Raw genomic sequence first — 21,361 nt, forward strand, 5'->3', positions numbered from 1 at the left:
AGAGCTATCCTGAGCGGCAGCCGGCCAGGAGGAGCTCCGAAGTGACCGAGACAGTGCCGCGTCCCACGCTGGAGGCGGTGGCCGCGCGGGCGGGAGTCTCCCGGGCGACCGTGTCACGGGTCGTCAACGGCGCGGACGGCGTCCGGGAACCGCTCGTCGAGCGGGTGCGACGGGCCGTGGAGGAGCTCGGGTACGTCCCCAACCAGGCCGCGCGCAGCCTGGTGACGAGGCGGCACGGCGCGGTCGCGGTCGTCATCGCCGAACCGGAGACCCGGGTCTTCGCCGACCCCTTCTTCGCACTCCAACTCCGCGGTATCAGCAAGGAGTTGACCTCCCACGACAACCAGCTCGTGCTGCTGCTCACCGAGGGCCGCGACGACCACGCCCGGGTCGCCCGCTACCTGGCCGGCGGCCATGTCGACGGAGCCCTGGTCTTCTCCCTGCACCTCGACGACCCGCTCCCCGGTCTGATCCAGGGCGCCGGTGTGCCGACCGTGTTCGGCGGGCGGCCCGGCTGGAGCGACGGCACGCGGGACGCGGTGTACGTCGACAGCGACAACCGCGGCGGTGCCCGCGACGCCGTACGCCTTCTGGCCGGCCTCGGACGCACCCGTATCGGGCATCTCACCGGCCCCCTCGACCAGACGTCCGCGGCGGACCGGCTCGACGGCTACCGGGAGGTCATGGGCGACGTCGACCCGCGGCTCGTCGTCGAGAGCGACTTCACCCCCGGCGGCGGCGAGCGGGCCATGCGCGAGCTCCTCGACCGCTGCCCCGACGTCGACGCCGTGTTCGCCGCCAACGACCTCACCGCCGCGGGCGCCCTGCGCGTCCTGCGCGAACGCGGACGGCGGGTGCCCGAGGACGTCGCGGTGGTCGGCTTCGACGACATGCTGCCCGTCGCCGAACAGACCGACCCGCCGCTGACGACGGTCCGTCAGGACATCGAGGAGATGGGCCGGATCATGGCCCGCCTCCTGCTGCGCCGCCTCGACCGACACACCACCGACGCCGCCATCACCGACCCCGCCACCGACGCCGTCACCACCGACGACGAACCGGGCGGCGTGATCCTCCCGACCACCCTGGTGCGCCGCACCTCGGCCTGACCTCGTCGGTCACATCTGCTGTTGCGCGCTCTTGATCACCGCGAAGCGTGCCCCGTACGGGTCGGCGAGCTTGGCGATACGGCCGACGCTCTCCACGTCGATGGCGGGCATCCGCACCCCGCCGCCCCACTCCTGTGCCCTGGCGACGATCGCGTCCACATCGGTGACCTCGAAGTACGGCAGCCAGTACGGCCCCGACTCGGCCTCCGTCGGATCGTCGGCCAGCGGGATGATCCCGCCGAACATCGACTCCTCCCCGGCGCCCGCGGGGTTCAGGCAGGTGTACGTGCCGCCGGGGAAGGGCACGGCCGAGGTCTCCAGGCCCAGCGTCGCGTCGTAGAAGGCGGCCGCCGCGGCGACGTCCGGCGTGTACAGCTCGACCCAGCACAGGGAACCGGGCGCGTTCGCCACGTCCACGCCCTTGGTCAGCGCCGGCTGCCAGAGGCCGAACGACGCGCCCGCCTGGTCGGCGAGGACCGCCATCGTGCCCTTGCCCATCACGTCCATCGGCGGGAAGAACACCCTGCCGTGGGCCTGTTCGGCCGACTTGGCCGTGGCCTGCGCGTCCGGCGTCTGGAAGTACACCGTCCACGACGGCGGGCCCTGCTCGGGCGTCGTCTGCATGCCGCCCGCCACGGTCTTCCCGTCCAACTGGAAGAAGCCGTAGCCGCCGGCGTCGGGTCCCGCCGACTGGAACCGCCAGCCGAAGAGAGCGCCGTAGAAGGAGGTGGCGCCCTCTATGTCGGACGTGCCGACGTCGATCCAGTTCGGAGCACCGTTGACGAAGTGGGTGGTGAGCATCATGGGCCTCCTCTGACGGTCCCGTTCTCCGTGCTGCCGAGTCTTGCACCGCCCACTGACAATCGCTGCCGGAGCACGCCGTGCGTGCCACCCGATGCTGCGCGCCGCCGCGCGCCGCCGTGCGTCGCGGCATCCGGCGGGCCATCATCGGGGCGGCCGGGGGCCTCGCCGGGGCACGTATATGCGGCGTTGATGGAACGTTTTTCGCCGCCGGGCACGATTCTCGCCATGTACACCGACACGATGCCCACACCCGACCTCGCCTGGCAGCGGGAAGCGCTCTGCGCGCAGACCGGGGCGGACTTCTTCTTCCCCGAGCCCGGCAGCTCCGTACGGGAGGCGAAGCGCATCTGCGGCATGTGCGAGATGCGCCCCGCCTGCCTCGAATACGCCCTGGCCAACGACGAGCGCTTCGGCGTCTGGGGCGGCCTGTCCGAGAAGGAACGCCTCCAGATCAGGCGCACCGCGCCCTGACCCGCACGGTCACGCCGGCCGCGAAGTCACGTCGGCCGCGAAGTCAGACGGCCCAGGGATCCAGGAGACCGCGTCGCGGGGGTGCGGTCAGGATCCGGCGGCATGACGCCGGCGCGCGGACAGCGAACGGCCCGCACCGGGAAAGCGATTCCCGGTGCGGGCCGTCAGCGAGGTCCTGCGGTGCCGCGTACGGTCAGCCGGCCGCGCGGGCCGCCATACGGGCTTTGCGGATCGCCAGCTTCTCGTCGAACTTGGACGCCTCCGAGTCGAGGCCGCCCATGTACAGGCCGATCTCCTCCTGCGCCTTCTGTCCCTCGGGGCCGAGACCGTCGATCTCCATGACCTTCAGGAACCGCAGCACGGGCTGGATGACGTCGTCGTGGTGGATGCGCAGGTTGTAGACCTCGCCGATCGCCATCTGCGCGGCGAACCGCTCGAAGCCGGGCATGCCGTGACCGGGCATCCGGAAGTTGACGAGGACGTCGCGCACGGCCTGCATGGTGAGGTCGGGCGCCAGCTCGAACGCGGCCTTCAGGAGGTTGCGGTAGAAGACCATGTGCAGGTTCTCGTCGGTCGCGATGCGCGCCAGCATGCGGTCGCAGACCGGGTCGCCCGACTGGTGGCCGGTGTTGCGGTGCGACACGCGCGTGGCCAGCTCCTGGAAGGCGACGTACGCGACCGAGTGCAGCATCGAGTGCCGGTTGTCCGACTCGAAGCCCTCGCTCATGTGCTGCATACGGAACGCTTCGAGCTTGTCCGGGTCCACCGCGCGCGAGGCGAGCAGGTAGTCGCGCATGACGATGCCGTGGCGGCCCTCCTCGGCGGTCCAGCGGTGCACCCAGGTGCCCCAGGCGCCGTCGCGGCCGAACAGCGAGGCGATCTCGTGGTGGTAGCTGGGGAGGTTGTCCTCGGTGAGGAGGTTCACGACCAGCGCGATCCGGCCGATCTCGGTGACCTTGGACTGCTCCTTGTTCCAGGCCTCGCCGTCCTCGAAGAAGCCCGGGAAGTTACGGCCGTCGCCCCACGGCACGTACTCGTGCGGCATCCAGTCCTTGGTGACCTTCAGGTGCCGGTTGAGTTCCGTCTCGACCACTTCCTCCAGCGCGTACAGCAGCTTGGCGTCGGTCCAGACGGCGGGGCTACCGAGGTGAGGGGAGGTGATCGTCACGGGTTCTCCAGAGGGGACGTGAAGCGGAGCGGAACCGTCCGGCGAGCGAGACCGGAACTTACGGGATCGTAGGCTACGAAACCGTAGGTTACGAAGCCGTAGGTTAAGGGCGCGGTAAAGATCGCTGATCAGCCGTGTCCTGCTGGGCAATTCGGACCGTGCCGACAGCTCCTGGATGTGCAGGTCCCAGGGCTGAAAAGGTGATCCGATCACCCATTCAGGCGTACAGCCCGCGCAGCCGCACCGAGAGGCACGTCACACAGCCCTCGAGCTTCTCGAACTCGCCGATGTCGACCACGACGGGTTCGAGACCGAGTCCGGCGAGCAGTTCCGCCGTCTTGGGCGCGCCGGCCGCCATGAGCACGTGGGGGCCGCCGAGGAGCACCACGTGCGCGCCGGACTCCTCGGGCACCGGCAGGAAGCGCGGGAACAGCGACGGCCGGTCCACCTGGGGGATGTGCCCGATCACCGTGCCGTCGGGCAGCGCCGTGACCGCCGACTTCAGGTGCAGCACCTTGCTCACCGGCACGGCCACGACCTGCGCCCCGAGCGGTTCGAAGGCGGCCCGCAGTTGCTGGACGCCGGCCGCGTTGGTCCGCCCGCCGCGGCCGACGTAGAGGGTGTCGCCGACCTTGAGCACGTCACCGCCGTCCAGCGTGCCCGGCTCCCAGATCCAGTTGACCGAGCAGCCGAGGCGGGCCACGGCCTCCTCGACGCCGATGGTCTCGTCGCGCCGGGACTCGGCGCCGGAGCGCGCGATCAGGGCGACGTTCTTGTACATGACCACCGCGTCCTCGACGAACACGGAGTCCGGGCAGTCGTCGGCCGGGTCGACCTCGACGGTCTCCCAGCCGTGCGTGCGCAGCGCCTCGGCGTACGCCTCCCACTGCTCCAGGGCGAGCCCCACGTCGACCTTCTCCCGCTCGACGTGCGTCACCAGGCCTTCGGCGAGGCGCGGGCTGGGGCGGCGTATGAGGGCCTTCTTGCTGGGCACGTCCAGGTCTCCGAATCGGTGGCACAAACCGGCGCCCCGGGCGTGGCGCCGGTCAGCCATCATGCAGGGCGGAACCACGAGGGCAAAACCCCCCGGTAACAACCGGCGGTGACAACGCGCGGTGACCATGAGCCCCGCGCCGGCCCGGCCGGCCCTGCCGCGGATCGAGCCCTACCTCAGATCGACCACCACCTCCGCCGCCGTCGTCTCGCGCAGTTCCCCGTCCAGCAGCAGCCACCGGGTGATGCCGATCGACTCCAGGAACGGCACGTCGTGGCTGGCCACGATCAGCGCGCCCTCGTACGACTCCAGGGCCATGGTGAGCTGGCGGACGCTGGCCATGTCCAGGTTGTTGGTCGGCTCGTCCAGGAGGAGCAGTTGCGGTGCGGGCTCGGCCAGCATCAGGGCCGCCAGGGTCGCGCGGAAGCGCTCCCCGCCGGACAGTGTGGCCGCCTTCTGGTCGGCGCGGGCGCCCCGGAACAGGAAGCGGGCCAGCCGGGCCCGGATCCGGTTCTGGGTGGCGGCGGGCGCGAACCGGGCCACGTTCTCGGCGACCGTGAGCGCGCCGTCGAGGACGTCGAGGCGCTGGGGCAGGAAACGCAGCGGCACGCGCGCGTGCGCCTCGCCCGCCACCGGCGCCAGCTCCCCGGCGATCGTGCGCAGCAGCGTCGTCTTGCCCGCGCCGTTGCGCCCGACCAGCGCCACCCGCTCGGGGCCGCGCAGATCGAGACCGCCCGCCACGCGCGCGCCGTACGCCAGCCGCAGATCCAGGAGCGTGAGCACGTCACGCCCCGGCGGGACGGCCGTGTACGGCAGGTCGACGCGGATCTCGTCGTCGTCCCGTACGGCCTCCACCGCGTCGTCGAGCCGCTCCTTGGCCTCGGCGAGCTTCTCCTCGTGCATGATGCGGTGCTTGCCCGCGGACTCCTGCGCCGCGCGCTTGCGCGCCCCCATGACGATCTTCGGTTCGCGTTTCTGGTCGGACATCTTCTGCCCGTACCGCTTGCGCCGGGCCAGCTTGGCCCGCGCGTCGGTCAGGTCGCGCTTCTGTTTGCGCAGGTCGGACTCCGCGACGCGCACCATGCGTTCGGCGGCCTCCTGCTCGGTGAGGAGGGCGTCCTCGTACGCCGAGAAGTTGCCGCCGTACCAGGTGATCTCCCCGGAGCGGAGGTCGGCGATCTGGTCGACGAGGTCGAGCAGTTCCCGGTCGTGACTGACCACGACCAGCACGCCCGGCCAGGACGCGACGGCCGCGTACAGCCGGCGGCGGGCGTACAGGTCGAGGTTGTTGGTCGGCTCGTCCAGCAACAGGACGTCCGGGCGGCGCAGCAGCAGGGCGGCCAGCCGCAGCAGGACGGACTCGCCGCCCGACACCTCGCCGATGGTGCGGTCCAGGCCGATGTGGCCGAGTCCGAGCTCGCCGAGGGTGGCCAGGGCGCGTTCCTCGACGTCCCAGTCGTCGCCGACGGTCTCGAAGTGGGCCTCGGACGCGTCACCGGCCTCGATGGCGTGCAGGGCGGCCCGGCGGGCGGCGATGCCGAGCGCCTCGTCGACCTTGAGGGCGGTGTCCAGGGTGACGTTCTGCGGGAGGTGGCCGACCTCGCCGGTGCGGCGCACGGCGCCGTCGGCGGGGGTGAGTTCGCCGGCGATCAGCTTCAGCAGGGTCGACTTGCCGGAGCCGTTGACGCCGACCAGTCCGGTGCGGTCGGGGCCGAAGGCGACGTCGAGTCCCTCGAAGACGGGGGTGCCGTCGGGCCAGGAGAAGGCGAGGGAGGTACAGGTGATGGATCGTGTCAAAGCGGGCCTCGCGGTTGCGTGTGCGGTCAGGGGCATACGCGTGTCGAGACACCGGAAGGCGGCGACCACCGCGGAGCGGGGAGCGCGAGGGCATGGGGAAAGCCCGGTTGCGCAAGGACGGCTGGAACGCCGAGGTCGCACGCGACGCCCACCCCTTTTCACGGGTGCGGCGCGGTGTCTCAGAACCTCAGACGAGCAACGTCCTTCTCCAATCGGCGGCAACGGGAACGTGTCAGACGGTAGGGGAGGCCGGCGACACAGTCAAAGGATTAAAAGACGTCAGCGGGCGTCCCGCATCAGCTCCGCCAGGCCGTGGTCGAGGTCGAGCTGCCGGTACTCGCTGCCGGTGGGCACCAGCTCGCCCGTGGCCTCGAGGAAGCGGCGGATGTCCGCCGAGTGGACGTGCACGACGGCGGTGCCCTCGGGCGCGTGGAACTCCAGCACCGTGCGGTCGTACCCGTAGGGGCGGACGCGGACGTCGCCGTGGCCCTCGGCCCCGTGCAGCCCGGCGGCCAGCAGCTCGCGGGCGAAGGTCCAGCAGACCTCGACGCCCTCCAGGGTGGCCGGAGCGGGGAAGGTCATGCGGACGGCGAAGGGATCGTGCCGGTCGTAGTGCAGGGTGGCGGGGATGCTCGACATCCGAGGTGCGGCGGCGACCAGACGGGCCTCTACGGGCTGTTCGATGACGGTGGACAACGCCTTGCTCCCTTGTGACGGCGGGACGAACTCCCGGGCGATGGGTCCGGACACTGGATGAGACGCCGGAACCGGCGTTCCGTGCACACGGATTCCGAGTGACCTCGGTCACCGTGTTCCATGCGCGGAAGTGATTCAGCTCTCCTCCCGTGCCCCACAAGGCAGTTGAGGCGATCGGGGCATCTGGACGGCATCGAAAGTCGTCGGCTAGCTTCGCCCGCCATGAGGCCCTTGGGGAACACGCGACGCACGGTACGGACGAAATGGGCGGTACGGGCGGTACGGGCGGTGCAGGCCGTACAGGCGGTGCAGGCCGTACAGGCGGTGCAGGCCGTACAGGCGGTGCGGGCGGTGCAGGCGGTACGGACAGCGCGCAGGGGTGGCGGCCGCCGGACGGCCGTGGCGGCGGCCTGCGGGGCGATGCTCGCCGGTCTGACCACCCTGCCCGCCCAGGCGCTCACACCGGGCCCCGCGGCCCCGCACTGGGACCTCAAGGACACCGGCACCCCCGCCGTACGGTTCCGGGGCCTCGCGGCGGTCGACCGCGCCACCGCGTGGGTGGCCGGCACCCAGGGCACCGTCCTGCGCACCACCGACGGCGGCGAGAGCTGGCGAAACGTCTCACCACCCGGCGCGGCCGATCTGCAGTTCCGGGATATCGAGGCGTTCGACGCGCGCCGCGCGGTGGTGCTCGCCATCGGCGAGGGCGAGGCCTCCCGCGTCTATCGCACCGAGGACGGCGGGACGACCTGGACGGAGTCCTTCCGCAACACCGACGCGCACGCCTTCTACGACTGCCTGACCTTCTTCGACCGCCGCCACGGCCTCGCCGTGAGCGACCCGGTCGACGGCCGGTTCCGCGCCCTGTCGACCAGCGACGGCGGCCGCTCCTGGACGGTGCTGCCCGACGCCGGGATGCCGGCCGCCCTGGACGGCGAGGCGGGCTTCGCGGCCAGCGGCCAGTGTCTGGTCGCCTCCGGGGCCAGGGACGTCTGGCTGGCCACCGGCGGGGCCGCACGCGCGCGTGTGCTGCACTCGTCCGACCGTGGACTGACCTGGACGGCCACCGACGCCCCGATCCCCGCCGGGGACCCCGCGCGCGGGGTCTTCGCCCTCGCCTTCCGCGACCGCGTCCACGGCCTGGCCGTCGGCGGCGACTACCGCGCGGACCAGCCCTCCCCCCAGGCGGCCGCCGCGACGGGCGACGCGGGCCGCACATGGCGGGCCGCCGCCACACCGCCGCCCGCCTATCGCTCCGGCGTCGCCTGGCTCCCGCACAGCCGCACCGCCGCCCTCGCGGTCGGCCCCACCGGCACCGACCTGACCACCGACGCCGGCCGCACCTGGCGCACCGTCGACCCGGGCTCGTACGACACCGTGGACTGCGCCCCCGACCTCGGCTGCTGGGCCGCCGGCGAACAAGGGCGCGTCGCCAGCCTGGAGAACTAGCAGCCGACGCGCCGCCGTACGCTCGTCCCACTATGACGACGACCGTAAGCATCCCGGCGGGCTGGCCCGCGACCGAGGAAGAGGCCCGCGCCGTCCAGGACGCGCTACGCGCGCGGGTGGTGCTCGACGAGCCGGGCCCGCCGCCCGGGACCGGGTACGTCACGGGGGTCGACGTCGCCTACGACGACGAGCGGGACGTCGTCGCGGCGGCGGCCGTCGTCCTGGACGCGGCGAGCCTGGAGGTCGTCGCCGAGGCCACCGCCGTCGGGCGGATCTCCTTCCCGTACGTGCCCGGACTGCTCGCCTTCCGGGAGATCCCCACCGTGCTCGCCGCCCTGGACGCCCTGCCCCGCCCGCCGGGCCTGGTCGTCTGCGACGGCTACGGCCTGGCCCACCCGCGCCGCTTCGGCCTCGCCAGCCACCTCGGGGTCCTCACCGGCCTGCCCACGATCGGCGTCGCCAAGAACCCGTTCACCTTCACGTACGACGACCCGGCCGCCCCGCGCGGAGCGACGGCCCCGCTCCTCGCGGGCGACGCCGAGGTGGGGCGGGCGCTGCGCACCAGGGCGGGCGTGAAGCCGGTCTTCGTGTCCGTCGGCCACCGCGTCACCCTGGACGGCGCCTGCGCCCACACCCTCGCCCTCACCCCGGAGTTCCGCCTCCCGGAGACGACCCGCAGGGCCGACTCACTGTGCCGGAAGGCGCTTCAGGACGCGACGATCCGCCACTGACCCACCTCCTGGTACGCGGAGTCGTAGATGGCCGAACCGTCCCCGGCCTCCAGGGCGTAGTGCTTCAGGTTGCCGCCCCAGTACCGCAGGATGCGCCCCAGCTCACCCACCGGATCCTGAGCCGCCGCACCCTCGTCCACCGTGACCTCGAGAACGAACTTCATACTGCTCCCCTTTCGCGCCGAGTCTGCCGATCGAGCCGATCGAGCAGATCAAGTACTTCAATCGTTTCATTGAAGTGCTTGTTGGCACTTTGGAGCGGAGGAGCTGTGTGAGGGCCGGACAGAGGCCGGGCGGGCAGCGGGAAAGTCTCAAATCAGGGGCAAGGGACAAGGGACAAGGGGCGAGGGGGAGTGGCCGGTGAGGCGGGCGAGGTGCGGGGGTCTGAGTACGTCGTCTGAGTACTCGTACGGATGTGCGCCCCGCCCCGTGCCCGGCAGGCTGGCCCTCATGACCACGCACCGTATGACCACGCACCGTGCCCCGAAGCCGCCCGCCGACCCCCACCGCCCGGTCGAGCGTGCCGTGAACGCCGCGCTGATCCTCGCCGTCCTGGCGGGGCTGGGCTGGATCGTCGGGATGATCTACACGGTCGTGCAGTGGCCCCTGTAGGGCCCGTTCAGCCCAATGAGACCCGTTCGGCCATGAAACCCGTTCAGCGGCTCGCCGCGACCCGGAAACGGATGCCAGCGCGGATCAGCCGGTCCGTCAGGGCGTCGCCCATCGCCACCGCCGTGGTGACCTGCCCCGCCGTCGGCGGGAGGTCGTCGCAGGCCAGGGACAGCGCCGCCTCGGCGAACATCTTCGCCGTCTCGTCGTAGCCGGGATCGCCGCCCGCGACCTCGGTGCACACCCGTCGCCCGCCGCCCTCGCCGACGAACCGCACGGAGAACCAGCTCCGGGCCCGCTGCTGTGCGCTCGGCCCCTCGCCCGGCTTGAGCCGGTCCGACAACCAGTGCCGGGCGGGCGGCAGTTGGGCCGCCGCGACGAGCGTCCCGACCGCCGCGACCCCGCCCACGGCGACGGGCAGCCGCCGTACGGCCGCGTAGTGCCGGTAGCGGAAGTCGGGCCCGTAGCGGTCCAGCGCCCGCGCCGAGCGGAGCACGATCTGCGGGTCGATGGTCGGCAGCGGCAGCGCCCAGGCGCCGACCTCCGGGGCGAACCGGGGCGCGCCCACCGGCGCGGCGGCGCGGCGGCCCAGCAGGCGCGGTTCGTGCCGCCCGCGCTCCCGCGCGGCGGCCACCAACTGCCGGCCGCGCGCGAACTGACCCAGCGCGGAGGCGAGGGTGCCGCCCGAGAAGGTGGCGTCGGCGGTCACGAAGCCGTCCACGGTCAGCGGCACGCCCTGCGGAAGCTGCCGGACGGTGAAGTACACGCCCAGGTCGTGCGGGACGGAGTCGAAGCCGCACGCGTGGACCAGGCGGGCACCCGTCTCCCGCGCGCGTGCGTCGTGCCGGACGTACATCAGGTCCACGAACTCCGGCTCACCGCTGAGGTCTAGATAGTCGGCGCCGGTGTCCGCGCAGGCGGCCACGATCTCCTCGCCGCGCGTCACATAGGGGCCCACGGTCGTGGCCACCACGCGCGCGTGCTCCGCGAGGGCGCGCAGCGACGCCGGGTCGTCGACATCGGCCCGCAGCACCCCGACGTCCACGCCGAGCTCTTCGCGCAGCCGCTCCAGCTTCTCCACGCCCCGGCCGGCGATCGCCCAGCGCAGCCCCTCGGGCGCGTGGGCGGCGAGGTACCGCGCGGTGAGCGTGCCCGCGAAGCCCGTGGCCCCGAAGAGCACGATGTCGTACGGACGATCCGATCCGTACGGACGGTCCGACCTTTTCAGCCTGCTCATGACACCCCTTTGCCGCGCAGCCCGTGCCGCTGTCGGTGGCCGAGGCTAGCGTGAGCGGTACGGAGCCCGACGGCAGGTGCCCGCAAAGTGGCTAAGCGCTTGCTCGTTCGACTCTTGTGCCCACGGGAACGCGTTCTTAGCATCACTGGTGGCACGGTCGCATCGGTCGGGTCACGACGAGGGAGTTGGATGGCAACGGCACGGACGGACGGCCACGGCCCGCTGGCCGGCGTGCGCGTGGTGGAACTCGCCGGGATCGGCCCCGCGCCCTTCGCCGCCATGCTCCTGGCCGATCTGGGCGCCGACGTCGTCCGCGTGGACCGCCCCGGCGGCGCCTTCCTCGCCGTCGACCCCGCCCACGACGTCACCAACCGCAACAAGCGCTCGGTGATCGTCGACCTCAAGGCGTCCGAAGGCCCCGCGCGAGTGCTCGACCTCGCAGCCCGCGCCGACGTGTTCGTCGAGGGCTACCGGCCCGGCGTGGCCGAGCGGCTGGGCGTCGGCCCCGAGGACTGCCACACCCGCAACCCCCGGCTGGTCTACGGCCGGATGACCGGCTGGGGCCAGGAGGGCCCCCTCGCCCACCGCGCGGGCCACGACGTCGCCTACATCGCCCTCACCGGCGCCCTCGCCCTGATCGGCGACGCGGACCGGCCGCCGCCGCCCCCCGCCAACCTCCTCGGCGACTTCGCGGGCGGCGCCCTCTACCTCGTCGTGGGCGTCCTGGCCGCGCTGCACCACGCGCGCGTGCACGGCACCGGCCAGGTCGTCGACGCGGCCATCGTCGACGGCACCGCCCACCTGTCCGCGATGATCCACGGCATGCTCGCCGCCGGCGTCTGGCAGGACCGACGCGCAGCCAACCTCCTCGACGGCGGCTGCCCGTACTACGGCACGTACGAGACCGCCGACGGCGGGCACGTGGCCGTCGGTGCCCTGGAGCCGCAGTTCTACGACGAGTTCGTGGACCTCCTGGGCCTCGGGGAGCTCCGCGCGGCCCGCACGGACCGGGCGCGCTGGGGAGAGCTGCGCGAGGCCGTCGCCGCCCGCTTCAGGACCCGCACCCGGGACGAGTGGACGGCGCACTTCGAGGGCTCCGACGCGTGCGTGGCGCCCGTGCTGTCGCTGCGCGAGGCCCCGCACCACCCGCACCTCGCGGCCCGCGGCACCTTCACCGACCACGCCGGCATCACCCAGCCCGCCCCCGCGCCCCGTTTCTCCGCGACGCCCACGGCCGTCCGCACCGCACCCGCGCGCCCCGGCGCCGACACCCGCGCGGTGGCCCGGGACTGGGACATACCCGGGCTCGTGACGGACCTGGCACAGCCCCCCGAGGACCCGCCCGGGAGCACCCCCGAGGACCCGTCCATGAGCACGCCCGAGGACACGCCCGGGAGCATCCCGGGGAACGCGTCCGCGCACCCGTCCGTTCAGTAAAAGGATCTTCCGCACAGGGCGACTGACCCCGCCCCGATCGCCCACCCTCCCGAAAGGCCTACCAGTGAGCACCGAAGCGTACGTGTACGACGCGATCCGCACCCCGCGCGGTCGCGGCAAGGCGGACGGCGCCCTGCACGGAACGAAGCCCATCGACCTCGTCGTCGGTCTCATCCACGAACTCCGCGCCCGCTTCCCCGGCCTCGACCCGGCCGCGATCGACGACATCGTGCTCGGCGTGGTCGGGCCGGTGGGCGACCAGGGCTCCGACATCGCGCGCATCTCCGCGCTCGCGGCCGGCCTGCCGGACACCGTGGCGGGCGTACAGGAGAACCGCTTCTGTGCCTCGGGTCTGGAGGCCGTCAACCTGGCCGCCATGAAGGTCCGTTCGGGCTGGGAGGACCTGGTCCTCGCGGGCGGCGTGGAGTCCATGTCGCGGGTGCCGATGGCCTCGGACGGCGGCGCCTGGTTCAACGACCCGATGACCAACCTGGCCGTCAACTTCGTGCCGCAGGGCATCAGCGCCGACCTCATCGCCACCGTCGAGGGCTTCTCCCGGCGCGATGTCGACGAGTACGCGGCGCTGTCGCAGGAGCGGGCGGCGACGGCCTGGAAGGAGGGCCGCTTCGACCGCTCCGTCGTCCCGGTGAAGGACCGCGCGGGCCTCGTCGTCCTCGACCACGACGAGCACCCGCGCCCCGGCACCACCGCCGACTCGCTGGCCAGGCTGAAGCCCTCCTTCGCCGACATCGGCGAGCTGGGCGGCTTCGACGCGGTGGCACTGCAGACGTACCACTGGGTCGAGAAGATCGACCACGTCCACCACGCGGGCAACTCCTCCGGCATCGTCGACGGCGCCTCCCTGGTCGCGATCGGCTCCAAGGAGGTCGGCGAGCGGTACGGGCTCACCCCGCGCGCGCGGATCGTCTCGGCCGCCGTCTCCGGCTCCGAGCCGACGATCATGCTCACCGGTCCCGCGCCCGCCACCCGCAAGGCCCTCGCGAAGGCCGGCCTGACCATCGACGACATCGACCTCATCGAGATCAACGAGGCGTTCGCGGCGGTCGTCCTGCGCTTCGCGCGGGACATGGGCCTGTCCCTGGACAGGATCAACGTCAACGGCGGCGCCATCGCGCTGGGCCACCCGCTCGGCGCCACCGGCGCGATGATCCTCGGCTCGCTCGTCGACGAACTGGAGCGCCAGGACAAGCGCTACGGCCTCGCCACGCTGTGCGTGGGCGGCGGCATGGGCATCGCCACCGTCGTCGAGCGCGTCTGACCACCCCAGCGGCAGCCAGAGACTTCTACGGAGACCCCGTCATGACACAGAGCACCACCATCCGCTGGGAACAGGACCGCACCGGCCTCGTCACCCTCGTCCTCGACGACCCCAACCAGTCCGCGAACACCATGAACGCGGCATTCCGCACCTCCCTCGCCGCCGTCACCGACCGCCTGGAGGCGGAGAAGGACAGCATCCGGGGCATCATCCTCACCTCCGCCAAGAAGACCTTCTTCGCCGGCGGCGACCTGCGCGACCTGATCCGCGTCACCCCGGAGACCGCGCAGGAGATGTTCGACGGCGGCCTGGAGATCAAGCGCAACCTCCGCCGCATCGAGACCCTCGGCAAGCCGGTCGTCGCCGCCCTGAACGGCGCGGCCCTCGGCGGCGGCTACGAACTCGCCCTCGCCTGCCACCACCGGGTCGCCCTCGACGCCCCCGGCTCGAAGATCGGCTGCCCCGAGGTGACCCTCGGGCTGCTCCCCGGAGGCGGCGGCGTCGTCCGCACCGTGCGCCTCCTGGGCATCACCGACGCCCTCCTCAAGGTCCTCCTCAAGGGCACCCAGTACAGCCCGCGGCGCGCCCTGGACAACGGCCTGGTCGACGAGGTCGCCGCCACCCCCGACGAACTGCTCGCCAAGGCCCGCGCCTTCATCGACGCGAACCCCGAGTCGCAGCAGCCCTGGGACCGGCCGGGCTACCGCATCCCCGGCGGCACCCCCGCCAACCCCCGCTTCGCCGCCAACCTGCCCGCCTTCCCGGCCAGCCTGCGCAAGGAGAGCAACGGCGCGCCTTACCCGGCGCCGCGCAACATCCTCGCCGCGGCCGTCGAGGGCGCCCAGGTCGACTTCGAGACCGCGCAGGTCATCGAGTCCCGCTACTTCGTCGAACTGGCCGCCGGACAGACGTCGAAGAACATGATCCAGGCGTTCTTCTTCGACCTCCAGGCCGTCAACTCCGGCCTCAGCCGCCCCCAGGGCATCGAGCCCCGCACCGTCCGCAAGGTGGCCGTCCTGGGCGCCGGGATGATGGGCGCCGGCATCGCCTACGCGTGCGCCCGCGTGGGCATCGACGTCGTCCTGAAGGACGTCTCCGCCGAGGCCGCCGCCCGCGGCAAGGGCTACTCCGAGAAGCTGTGCGCCAAGGCCGTCGCCCGGGGCCGAAGCACGCAGGACAAGGCGGACGCGCTGCTCGCCCGCATCACGCCCACCGCGGACCCCGCCGCCGTGGCCGGCTGCGACGCGGTCATCGAGGCCGTGTTCGAGGACACCGCCCTCAAGCACAAGGTCTTCCAGGAGATCGAGCACCTCGTCGCCCCCGACGCCCTGCTGTGCTCCAACACCTCCACCCTCCCCATCACCGTCCTCGCCGAAGGCGTCGAGCGCCAGGGCGACTTCATCGGGCTGCACTTCTTCTCACCCGTCGACAAGATGCCGCTCGTCGAGATCATCAAGGGCGAGCGCACCGGCGACGAGGCGCTCGCGCGCGCCTTCGACCTGGTCCGGCAGATCAGGAAGACGCCGATCGTCGTCAACGACTCGCGCGGCTTCTTCACCTCACGGGTGATCGGCCACTTCATCAACGAGGGCGTCGCCATGGTCGGCGAGGGCATCGAGCCCGCCTCCGTCGAGCAGGCGGCGGCCCAGGCGGGCTACCCGGGCAAGGTCCTCGCCCTGATGGACGACCTGACGCTCACGCTCCCGCAGAAGATCCGGGCCGAGTCGAAGCGGGCCGTGGAAGAGGCCGGCGGAGTCTGGCCCGGGCATCCCGCCGAGGCCGTCATCGACCGCATGGCCGACGAGTTCGGCCGCACCGGCCGCAGCGGCGGAGCGGGCTTCTACGACTACGGCGACGACGGCCGGCGAGCCGGCCTGTGGCCGGGCCTGCGCGAGCACTTCACGCGCGCGGGCACGGAGATCCCGTTCCGGGACATGCAGGAACGCATGCTCTTCGCCGAGGCCCTAGACACCGTCAAACTCCTCGAAGAGGGCGTGCTGACATCCGTCGCGGACGCCAACATCGGCTCCCTCTTCGGCATCGGCTTCCCCGGCTGGACCGGCGGCGTCCTGCAATACATCAACGGCTACGAGGGCGGCCTCCCCGGCTTCGTAGCCCGCGCCCGCGAACTCGCCGACCGCTACGGCACCCGCTTCACCCCACCCGCCCTGCTTGTGACAAAGGCAGACCGCGGCGAACCCTTCACCGACACACGCTGACCCACCGGCCCGTCACGGGGAGCCGTCCACCGGCGGCTCCCCGAACCACTCCCGCAGTAGGTCGGCGGTGACTGTCCGCGTGGGGCAGGTGTGCGCGCCCGAAAGGGGCGCGGGGAACTGCGCGACCAGCCACGCACAACCTGGAGAGACCCACGCTCCGGGGGGCCTACGGCGAGATGGACCCGTCTAACCCAGCGGAGCGGCATGCCACGGATAGGCTGCGGCCTGGCCGGGGGTACCTGGTCCCGGGTCGAACCGCTCGTTGCTGAGCGGCTGGTGGAGCGGGGCGTCGCGGTGACGGTGTATGACCACGGGGAGGGGTAGCGCGCAGATGGACGCAGATGTGGACGCCGTTATGGATTCCGGTATGGACGTCGATACGGGCGGCGGCCGGGGCATCGATGTTCTGGTGCTCGGTGGGGCCGGTGTGGACACCGTCGTGTATGTGCCGGAGTTGCCGTTGCCGTATGCCGACAGTTATCTGATCGACCGGGGGATCCGTACCCGCGCCGGGCAGACCGGTGACTTCGTCGCCTTGGGGCTCGCCGCCCTCGGTCTGCGCACCCACCACCTCGACCTCCTCGGCGACGATCCGGAAGGTGACCTGGTGCGGGCCCTGCACGAGCGGCACGGCATCGCCCTCACCGCCGTCCCGCAGCCCGCCGGCACCAAGCGCGCGGTCAACCTGGTGAGCCCGGACGGGCGGCGGCTGTCGCTGTACGACACCAGCCGCGGGCGGCCCGACGACCGGTTCCCGCCCGACACCCTGCGCGACCTCGCCGCGGCGAGCCGCCACGCGCACGTGGCCATCACCCCCGGCTGCGCCGACGCCCTGCCGGTCCTGCGCGCGGCAGGCGTCCGTATCTCCACCGACCTGCACGACTGGGACGGCGCGAACCCGCACCACGAGCCGTTCGCCTTCACGGCGGACGTCGTGTTCCTCTCCGCCGCCGCGCTCACCGACCCCGAGGCGACGATGCGCCGGATCGCCGGGCACGGCCGCGCCGAGGCGGTCGTCGTCACCGCCGGAGCCGAAGGCGCCCACCTTCTGACAGCGGACGGCGAGCTGACCCACATACCGGCGGTCGCCCCGCCCGGACCGGTGGTGGACTCCAACGGCGCGGGCGACGCCTTCGCCGCCGCGTTCGTCTTCGGCCTGCTCAGCGGTGAACCGCCGCACCGCTGCGCCCGGTTGGGCGCGGTGGCCGGGGCGTACGCGTGTACCGTCCCGGCCACCGAGAGCGCCGCCCTGTCCCGCGACGCCCTCCTGACGGCAGCCCACCACTAGCGAACGAGCGGACGGCGGCGGCTACTTGCGTCGCGTGACCACCAGCCCGATCAGGCCGACGAAGGCGCAGAGCGCCCCCGGCAGAGTCAGCACAGGGACTCCGGCGATCAGGCCGATCCCGACCCCCACCCCGCCGATCCCCGCCAGCACCCGCCACGCTCTCTCGTTGCCGTTGTCATTGACCGCCCCCGCCATGCTGACTCCCGTCGCTGTCCACGCTTCCTTCAGACAGTCATACCCGGCAGGCGCGCCGCGACTCAGCCTCCGTGCAGGGAGTTCGTCGCCGCGATCTTCTTCCACGACTTCGGCTGCGCGGGCGCCGTCAACGTCCCCGCGGAAACCGCAGATACCGCAGGCTTCGTCGGCTGGAACAGCCACGTGTCGAACAGTGCGCCCAACCGCTTCCCGGAGACCTGCTCGGCGTACTCCCGGAAGTCGGCGACCGACGCGTTGCCGTACGCGTACTTCTGCGGCCAGCCCTTCAGGACGGCGAAGAACGCGTCGTCGCCGATCTCGTTCCGCAGCGCCTGCACGGCCAGCGCGCCCCGGTCGTAGACGGCGGCGTCGAACTGGTTCTCGGCGCCCGGGTCGCCCGGCCGCACCGTCCAGAACGCGTCGTCGGCCGGATGCGAGGCGTACGTGTAGTCGGCGAGTTGCTGCGCCGTGCCCTCGCCCTCGTGCTCGGACCACAGCCACTGCGCGTACCGGGCGAAGCCCTCGTTGAGCCAGATGTCCTTCCAGCTCTTGAGGGACACCGAGTCCCCGTACCACTGGTGGGCCAACTCGTGCACCACCACAGAGGTGTTGGAGCCGTTCGCGAACTGCCGCGGACTGTAGAACACCCGGGTCTGCGTCTCCAGCGCGTAGGTCGTCGTGGTGTTCGGCACATACCCGCCCGCCGACCCGAAGGGATACGGCCCGAAGTACCCGCTCAGCCAGTCGACGACCTCCCCGGTGCGCTCCACGCTCGCCCGCGCCGCCCCGTCGCCGTCCCCGAGATCCCTGCTGTAGGCGTTGACGACCGGGACGCCGCCCTCCGAGGTGCTCGTCGTGATGTCGAACTTCCCGAGCGCCAGCGTGGCCAGATACGTCGCCTGCGGTTTGTTCTGACGCCAGGTGTAGCGCGTCCAGCCGAGGCGCGAACTCGTCGACTGGAGCGTGCCGTTGGAGATGGCCTGGGTGCCGTCCGGCACGGCCACCGACACGTCGTAGGTCGCCTTGTCGAGCGGGTGGTCGTTGCTCGGGAACCACCACCACGCCGACTCCGGCTCGTCCGCAGCGACCGCGCCGTCCGGCGTGCGGTGCCAGGTGGAGAAGCCGTACGCGCTCTTCGTCGACGGTACCCCGCTGTAGCGGACGACGACCGTCACCGAACTGCCCTTCGCCAGCAGCTGCTTCGGCGTCACCACCAACTCGTGCTCGCCGGAGGCGGCGAACGCGGCCGTGGCCCCGTTGACCCGGACCTCCTGGACGTCCAGCAGGAAGTCCAGGTCGAAGCTCGACAGGTCCTGGGTGGTCTTCGCGAGGATCGTCGCCGTCCCCGCCAACTCGTCCGTGGCCGGCTGGTACGTCAGCCGCAGGTCGTAGTGGGAGACGTCGTAGCCGCCGTTGCCGTAGGCCGGGTAGTAGGGGTCGCCGATGCCCGGCGCGCCGGGGGAGTAGCCCGCGGCGGACGCCGGGATCGCCAGCAGCACGGAGGCGGCGGCGAGCGCGCCCGGCGCGATGAGTCTGCGGTGCACGAAAGCTCCAAGTAGTGGGGGTACGAAGGCTGTTCGGAGCCTATTGACTCCCCGCCCGTCCCCACAGGACCCGGTGGGCGAGTTCCGGCCAGGCAGCACAGTCCCGCCACAGCAGCCTCACAATTGCCCTCTTCTGCAAGGGAGTTGCCCGCTGTACCGTCCCGCGCATGTCGACACGCATGCGCCGCGCGGTCTGGAGACCGCTCGCGACCGCCGCCCTCACCCTCCTGGTGGCCGCCTCCCTCACCCCGGCGGCCGCCCACGGCGCGCCCCGCGAGAGCAGGCCCGTCTACTCCTACGCCGACGCCGTCCGCGAGGCGGTCTGGGTCGACACCGGACTCGACGGCGACCACGACGGGCGGCCGGACCGCGTCGCCGTCGACATCGTCCGCCCCCGCGAACCCGCCGCACAGGGCCGCAAGGTGCCCGTCATCATGGACGCCAGCCCCTACTACTCCTGCTGCGGCCGAGGCAACGAGAGCCAGCTCAAGACGTACGACACGGCCGGGAACGTCGTCCAGATGCCGCTGTTCTACGACAACTACTTCGTGCCGCGCGGCTACGCCTTCGTCGGCGTCGACCTGGCCGGCACCAACCGCTCCGACGGCTGCGTCGACGTCGGCGGGCGCTCCGACGTCCAGTCCGCGAAGGCCGTCGTCGACTGGCTGAACGGCCGCGCCAAGGCCTACACCACCCGCACCGGCACCACGACCGCCAAGGCGGGCTGGACCAACGGCAGAACCGGCATGATCGGCAAGAGCTGGGACGGCACGATAGCCAACGGCGTCGCCGCCACCGGCGTGCGGGGCCTGAAGACGATCGTCCCGATCAGCGCCATATCGTCCTGGTACGACTACTACTTCGCCCAGGGCGCCCCCCTCTACGACTCCGGCCCCGACTGGCTCTCCGACTACGTCGACAGCCCCGACGCCCGCGCCAAGTGCGCCGCCGTTCAGCGCAGACTCGTCGACGAGGCCCCGCGCACCGGCGACTGGACCTCCCTGTGGGCCGAGCGCGACTACGTCAAGAACGCGTCGAAGGTCAAGGCCAGCGTCTTCCTCGTGCACGGCATGCAGGACCTCAACGTCCGCACCAAGCACCTCGGCCAGTGGTGGGACGCCCTCGCGAAGAACGGCGTCCAGCGCAAGATCTGGCTCTCCCAGACCGGCCACGTCGACCCCTTCGACTTCCGCCGCGCCGCCTGGGTCGACACCCTGCACCGCTGGTTCGACCACGAACTCCTCGGCTACGACAACGGCGTCGACCGCGAGCCCATGGCCGACGTCGAGCGACACCCCGACCAGTGGGTCACCTCCGCCGTCTGGCCGCCGCGCGGCACACAGGCCACCACCCTGCGCCCGTCGACCGGTGCCCAGCCCGGCGTCGGCACGCTCGGCCTGCGCCAGGGCAAGGGCAGCGCCGCCTTCACCGACGACCCGAGCCTCGGCGAGACCGACTGGGCCGCGCGGATCGACACCCCGACCCCCGACAAGGCCGGTTTCGTCACCGGGCCCCTCACCCGCGACCTGCGCGTCGCCGGCTCCTCCCAGGTCACCGTCACCGCGACGCCCACCACCGCCACGGCCTACCTGACCGCCGTACTCGTCGACCTCGGACCCGACACCGTCCGTGACTACGGCGGCAGCGGCGAGGGCGTCACCACCCTCACCGACCGCACCTGCTGGGGCGCGAGCACGGCGGGAGACAGCGCCTGCTTCAAGGCGACCGAGGCCGACACCGCCGACGTCACCGCCACCGTCGTCAGCCGGGGCTGGGCCGACCTCGGCACCTACGCCAACCCCGGCAAGGGCGTCCCGCTCACCCCGGGCAAGCCCTACACCCTCACCCTCGACCTGGCCGCCACCGACCACGTCGTACCGAAGGGCCACCGCCTCGCGCTGATCGTCGCGGGCACCGACAAGGACCTCATCGACCCGCCCGCCGACACCCCGACCCTCACCCTGGACCTGTCCCACACCTCGGCCCGCGTTCCGCTAGTCCCGTACTTCGCGGGTCGCTGATTCGTATGGTGTGACCGGCCCGGGGGTGTCCTGGGCCGGGGGTGTGGCGTTGGGTGGGGTGTGTCGATGACTTCCCGGTCCCCGCGGCCACGGTCTCAGCGTCAGCGCTTCGAGTGCGCGGTGGTGTCCGTGGTGGAGAAGCGTCTGGGTGCTCTGCCTGTCGCTGCCGAGTTTCTGCGCCGGCTGGATGTAGCCAGGATCGTCGACGAGCTGTGCCCGGGCGGCGCGAGCGCCCACCTGAGCCACGGGCAGGTGATCGAGGCGATGGTGGCGAACCGGTTGACCTCGCCGGCGCCGCTGGTGCGGGTCGGGG

Annotated in this window: 20 protein-coding genes and 1 pseudogene; 12 read left to right on the forward strand and 9 right to left on the reverse strand. The window is 72.1% G+C overall.

Going from position 1 to position 21,361, the window contains the following annotated elements; genetic code table 11:
* The first annotated feature begins 41 nt into the window (after nt 1–41).
* Entirely contained in the window at nt 42–1,109 is a 1,068-nt protein-coding gene (locus tag BMZ82_RS06005; RefSeq protein WP_093772386.1) for a LacI family DNA-binding transcriptional regulator, read from the forward strand.
* A 9-nt stretch (nt 1,110–1,118) separates the two neighbouring features.
* Here BMZ82_RS06005 and BMZ82_RS06010 read toward each other — a convergent pair whose 3' ends face one another.
* Nucleotides 1,119–1,910: a VOC family protein gene (locus BMZ82_RS06010; RefSeq protein WP_093772498.1), complete on the reverse strand. Its 792-nt coding sequence runs from the start codon at nt 1,908–1,910 to the stop codon at nt 1,119–1,121.
* Nucleotides 1,911–2,138: 228 nt separating this feature from the next.
* Here BMZ82_RS06010 and BMZ82_RS06015 point away from each other — a divergent pair, with 228 nt between their 5' ends.
* Nucleotides 2,139–2,384 carry a WhiB family transcriptional regulator gene (locus BMZ82_RS06015; protein ID WP_177244403.1) on the forward strand — a complete coding sequence of 82 codons (246 nt, stop codon included), beginning with the start codon at nt 2,139–2,141 and terminating at the stop codon, nt 2,382–2,384.
* Nucleotides 2,385–2,577: 193 nt separating this feature from the next.
* Here BMZ82_RS06015 and BMZ82_RS06020 read toward each other — a convergent pair whose 3' ends face one another.
* From BMZ82_RS06020 to BMZ82_RS06035, 4 genes are all read right to left on the reverse strand, one after another.
* A complete protein-coding gene (locus tag BMZ82_RS06020; protein ID WP_093772390.1) occupies nt 2,578–3,552 on the reverse strand; it encodes an acyl-ACP desaturase in 975 nt (324 codons plus the stop codon).
* A gap of 217 nt (nt 3,553–3,769) precedes the next feature.
* Entirely contained in the window at nt 3,770–4,546 is a 777-nt protein-coding gene (gene ddaH / locus BMZ82_RS06025) for a dimethylargininase (RefSeq protein WP_093772392.1), read from the reverse strand.
* Nucleotides 4,547–4,717: 171 nt separating this feature from the next.
* Nucleotides 4,718–6,343 carry an ABC-F family ATP-binding cassette domain-containing protein gene (locus BMZ82_RS06030; protein ID WP_093772394.1) on the reverse strand — a complete coding sequence of 542 codons (1,626 nt, stop codon included), beginning with the start codon at nt 6,341–6,343 and terminating at the stop codon, nt 4,718–4,720.
* Nucleotides 6,344–6,622: 279 nt separating this feature from the next.
* The gene (locus BMZ82_RS06035; RefSeq protein ID WP_093772396.1) at nt 6,623–7,039 is read right to left on the reverse strand and encodes a spore wall synthesis regulator SsgD; all 417 of its coding nucleotides are present in this window, start codon (nt 7,037–7,039) and stop codon (nt 6,623–6,625) included.
* Nucleotides 7,040–7,459: 420 nt separating this feature from the next.
* Here BMZ82_RS06035 and BMZ82_RS06040 point away from each other — a divergent pair, with 420 nt between their 5' ends.
* Complete coding sequence (locus tag BMZ82_RS06040) at nt 7,460–8,488, forward strand: WD40/YVTN/BNR-like repeat-containing protein (protein WP_093772500.1); 1,029 nt, start codon at nt 7,460–7,462, stop codon at nt 8,486–8,488.
* A 32-nt stretch (nt 8,489–8,520) separates the two neighbouring features.
* Complete coding sequence (locus tag BMZ82_RS06045) at nt 8,521–9,219, forward strand: endonuclease V (RefSeq protein ID WP_093772398.1); 699 nt, start codon at nt 8,521–8,523, stop codon at nt 9,217–9,219.
* On the opposite strand, the gene BMZ82_RS06050 is transcribed toward BMZ82_RS06045, so the two are convergent.
* On the reverse strand, nt 9,195–9,383 hold the full coding sequence (locus BMZ82_RS06050) for a hypothetical protein (protein WP_093772400.1): 189 nt from the start codon (nt 9,381–9,383) through the stop codon (nt 9,195–9,197). The two genes, BMZ82_RS06045 and BMZ82_RS06050, sit on opposite strands and share 25 nt — an antisense overlap.
* Before the next feature lie 301 nt (nt 9,384–9,684).
* Here BMZ82_RS06050 and mmpA point away from each other — a divergent pair, with 301 nt between their 5' ends.
* Nucleotides 9,685–9,831 (forward strand): morphogenic membrane protein MmpA, encoded by a 147-nt coding sequence (mmpA, locus tag BMZ82_RS06055; protein ID WP_371271157.1) that lies wholly within the window; start codon nt 9,685–9,687, stop codon nt 9,829–9,831.
* Between the two features lie 43 nt (nt 9,832–9,874).
* Here the strand turns inward: mmpA and BMZ82_RS06060 are convergent, their stop codons facing one another.
* Nucleotides 9,875–11,065, reverse strand: coding sequence for a saccharopine dehydrogenase family protein (locus tag BMZ82_RS06060; RefSeq protein ID WP_093772404.1), 1,191 nt, complete (start codon nt 11,063–11,065; stop codon nt 9,875–9,877).
* A 189-nt stretch (nt 11,066–11,254) separates the two neighbouring features.
* Between BMZ82_RS06060 and BMZ82_RS06065 the strand changes: the two genes are divergently transcribed.
* The 5 genes and pseudogenes from BMZ82_RS06065 (at nt 11,255) to BMZ82_RS06085 (ending at nt 17,288) form a co-directional block, all read left to right on the forward strand.
* A complete protein-coding gene (locus tag BMZ82_RS06065) occupies nt 11,255–12,502 on the forward strand; it encodes a CaiB/BaiF CoA transferase family protein (protein WP_093772406.1) in 1,248 nt (415 codons plus the stop codon).
* Nucleotides 12,503–12,566: 64 nt separating this feature from the next.
* Nucleotides 12,567–13,781 (forward strand): acetyl-CoA C-acetyltransferase, encoded by a 1,215-nt coding sequence (locus BMZ82_RS06070; protein ID WP_093772408.1) that lies wholly within the window; start codon nt 12,567–12,569, stop codon nt 13,779–13,781.
* A gap of 41 nt (nt 13,782–13,822) precedes the next feature.
* Nucleotides 13,823–16,000 (forward strand): 3-hydroxyacyl-CoA dehydrogenase NAD-binding domain-containing protein, encoded by a 2,178-nt coding sequence (locus BMZ82_RS06075; protein ID WP_093772410.1) that lies wholly within the window; start codon nt 13,823–13,825, stop codon nt 15,998–16,000.
* Nucleotides 16,001–16,204: 204 nt separating this feature from the next.
* Nucleotides 16,205–16,324, forward strand: a pseudogene (locus tag BMZ82_RS41625) (Appr-1-p processing protein); the annotation flags it as partial.
* 43 nt (nt 16,325–16,367) lie between these two features.
* Nucleotides 16,368–17,288, forward strand: coding sequence for a PfkB family carbohydrate kinase (locus BMZ82_RS06085; RefSeq protein ID WP_093772412.1), 921 nt, complete (start codon nt 16,368–16,370; stop codon nt 17,286–17,288).
* Nucleotides 17,289–17,309: 21 nt separating this feature from the next.
* Here the strand turns inward: BMZ82_RS06085 and BMZ82_RS40575 are convergent, their stop codons facing one another.
* Nucleotides 17,310–17,483 (reverse strand): hypothetical protein, encoded by a 174-nt coding sequence (locus tag BMZ82_RS40575; protein WP_177244405.1) that lies wholly within the window; start codon nt 17,481–17,483, stop codon nt 17,310–17,312.
* A 62-nt stretch (nt 17,484–17,545) separates the two neighbouring features.
* A complete protein-coding gene (locus BMZ82_RS06090) occupies nt 17,546–19,027 on the reverse strand; it encodes a M1 family metallopeptidase (RefSeq protein ID WP_093772414.1) in 1,482 nt (493 codons plus the stop codon).
* Nucleotides 19,028–19,194: 167 nt separating this feature from the next.
* Between BMZ82_RS06090 and BMZ82_RS06095 the strand changes: the two genes are divergently transcribed.
* Nucleotides 19,195–21,048: a Xaa-Pro dipeptidyl-peptidase gene (locus BMZ82_RS06095; protein ID WP_093772416.1), complete on the forward strand. Its 1,854-nt coding sequence runs from the start codon at nt 19,195–19,197 to the stop codon at nt 21,046–21,048.
* A 132-nt stretch (nt 21,049–21,180) separates the two neighbouring features.
* On the forward strand, nt 21,181–21,361 hold a 181-nt coding region (locus tag BMZ82_RS06100), incomplete at its 3' end, for a DUF4277 domain-containing protein (protein WP_256251779.1).

This window comes from Streptomyces sp. yr375, assembly GCF_900110755.1.
Lineage (GTDB): Bacteria > Actinomycetota > Actinomycetes > Streptomycetales > Streptomycetaceae > Streptomyces.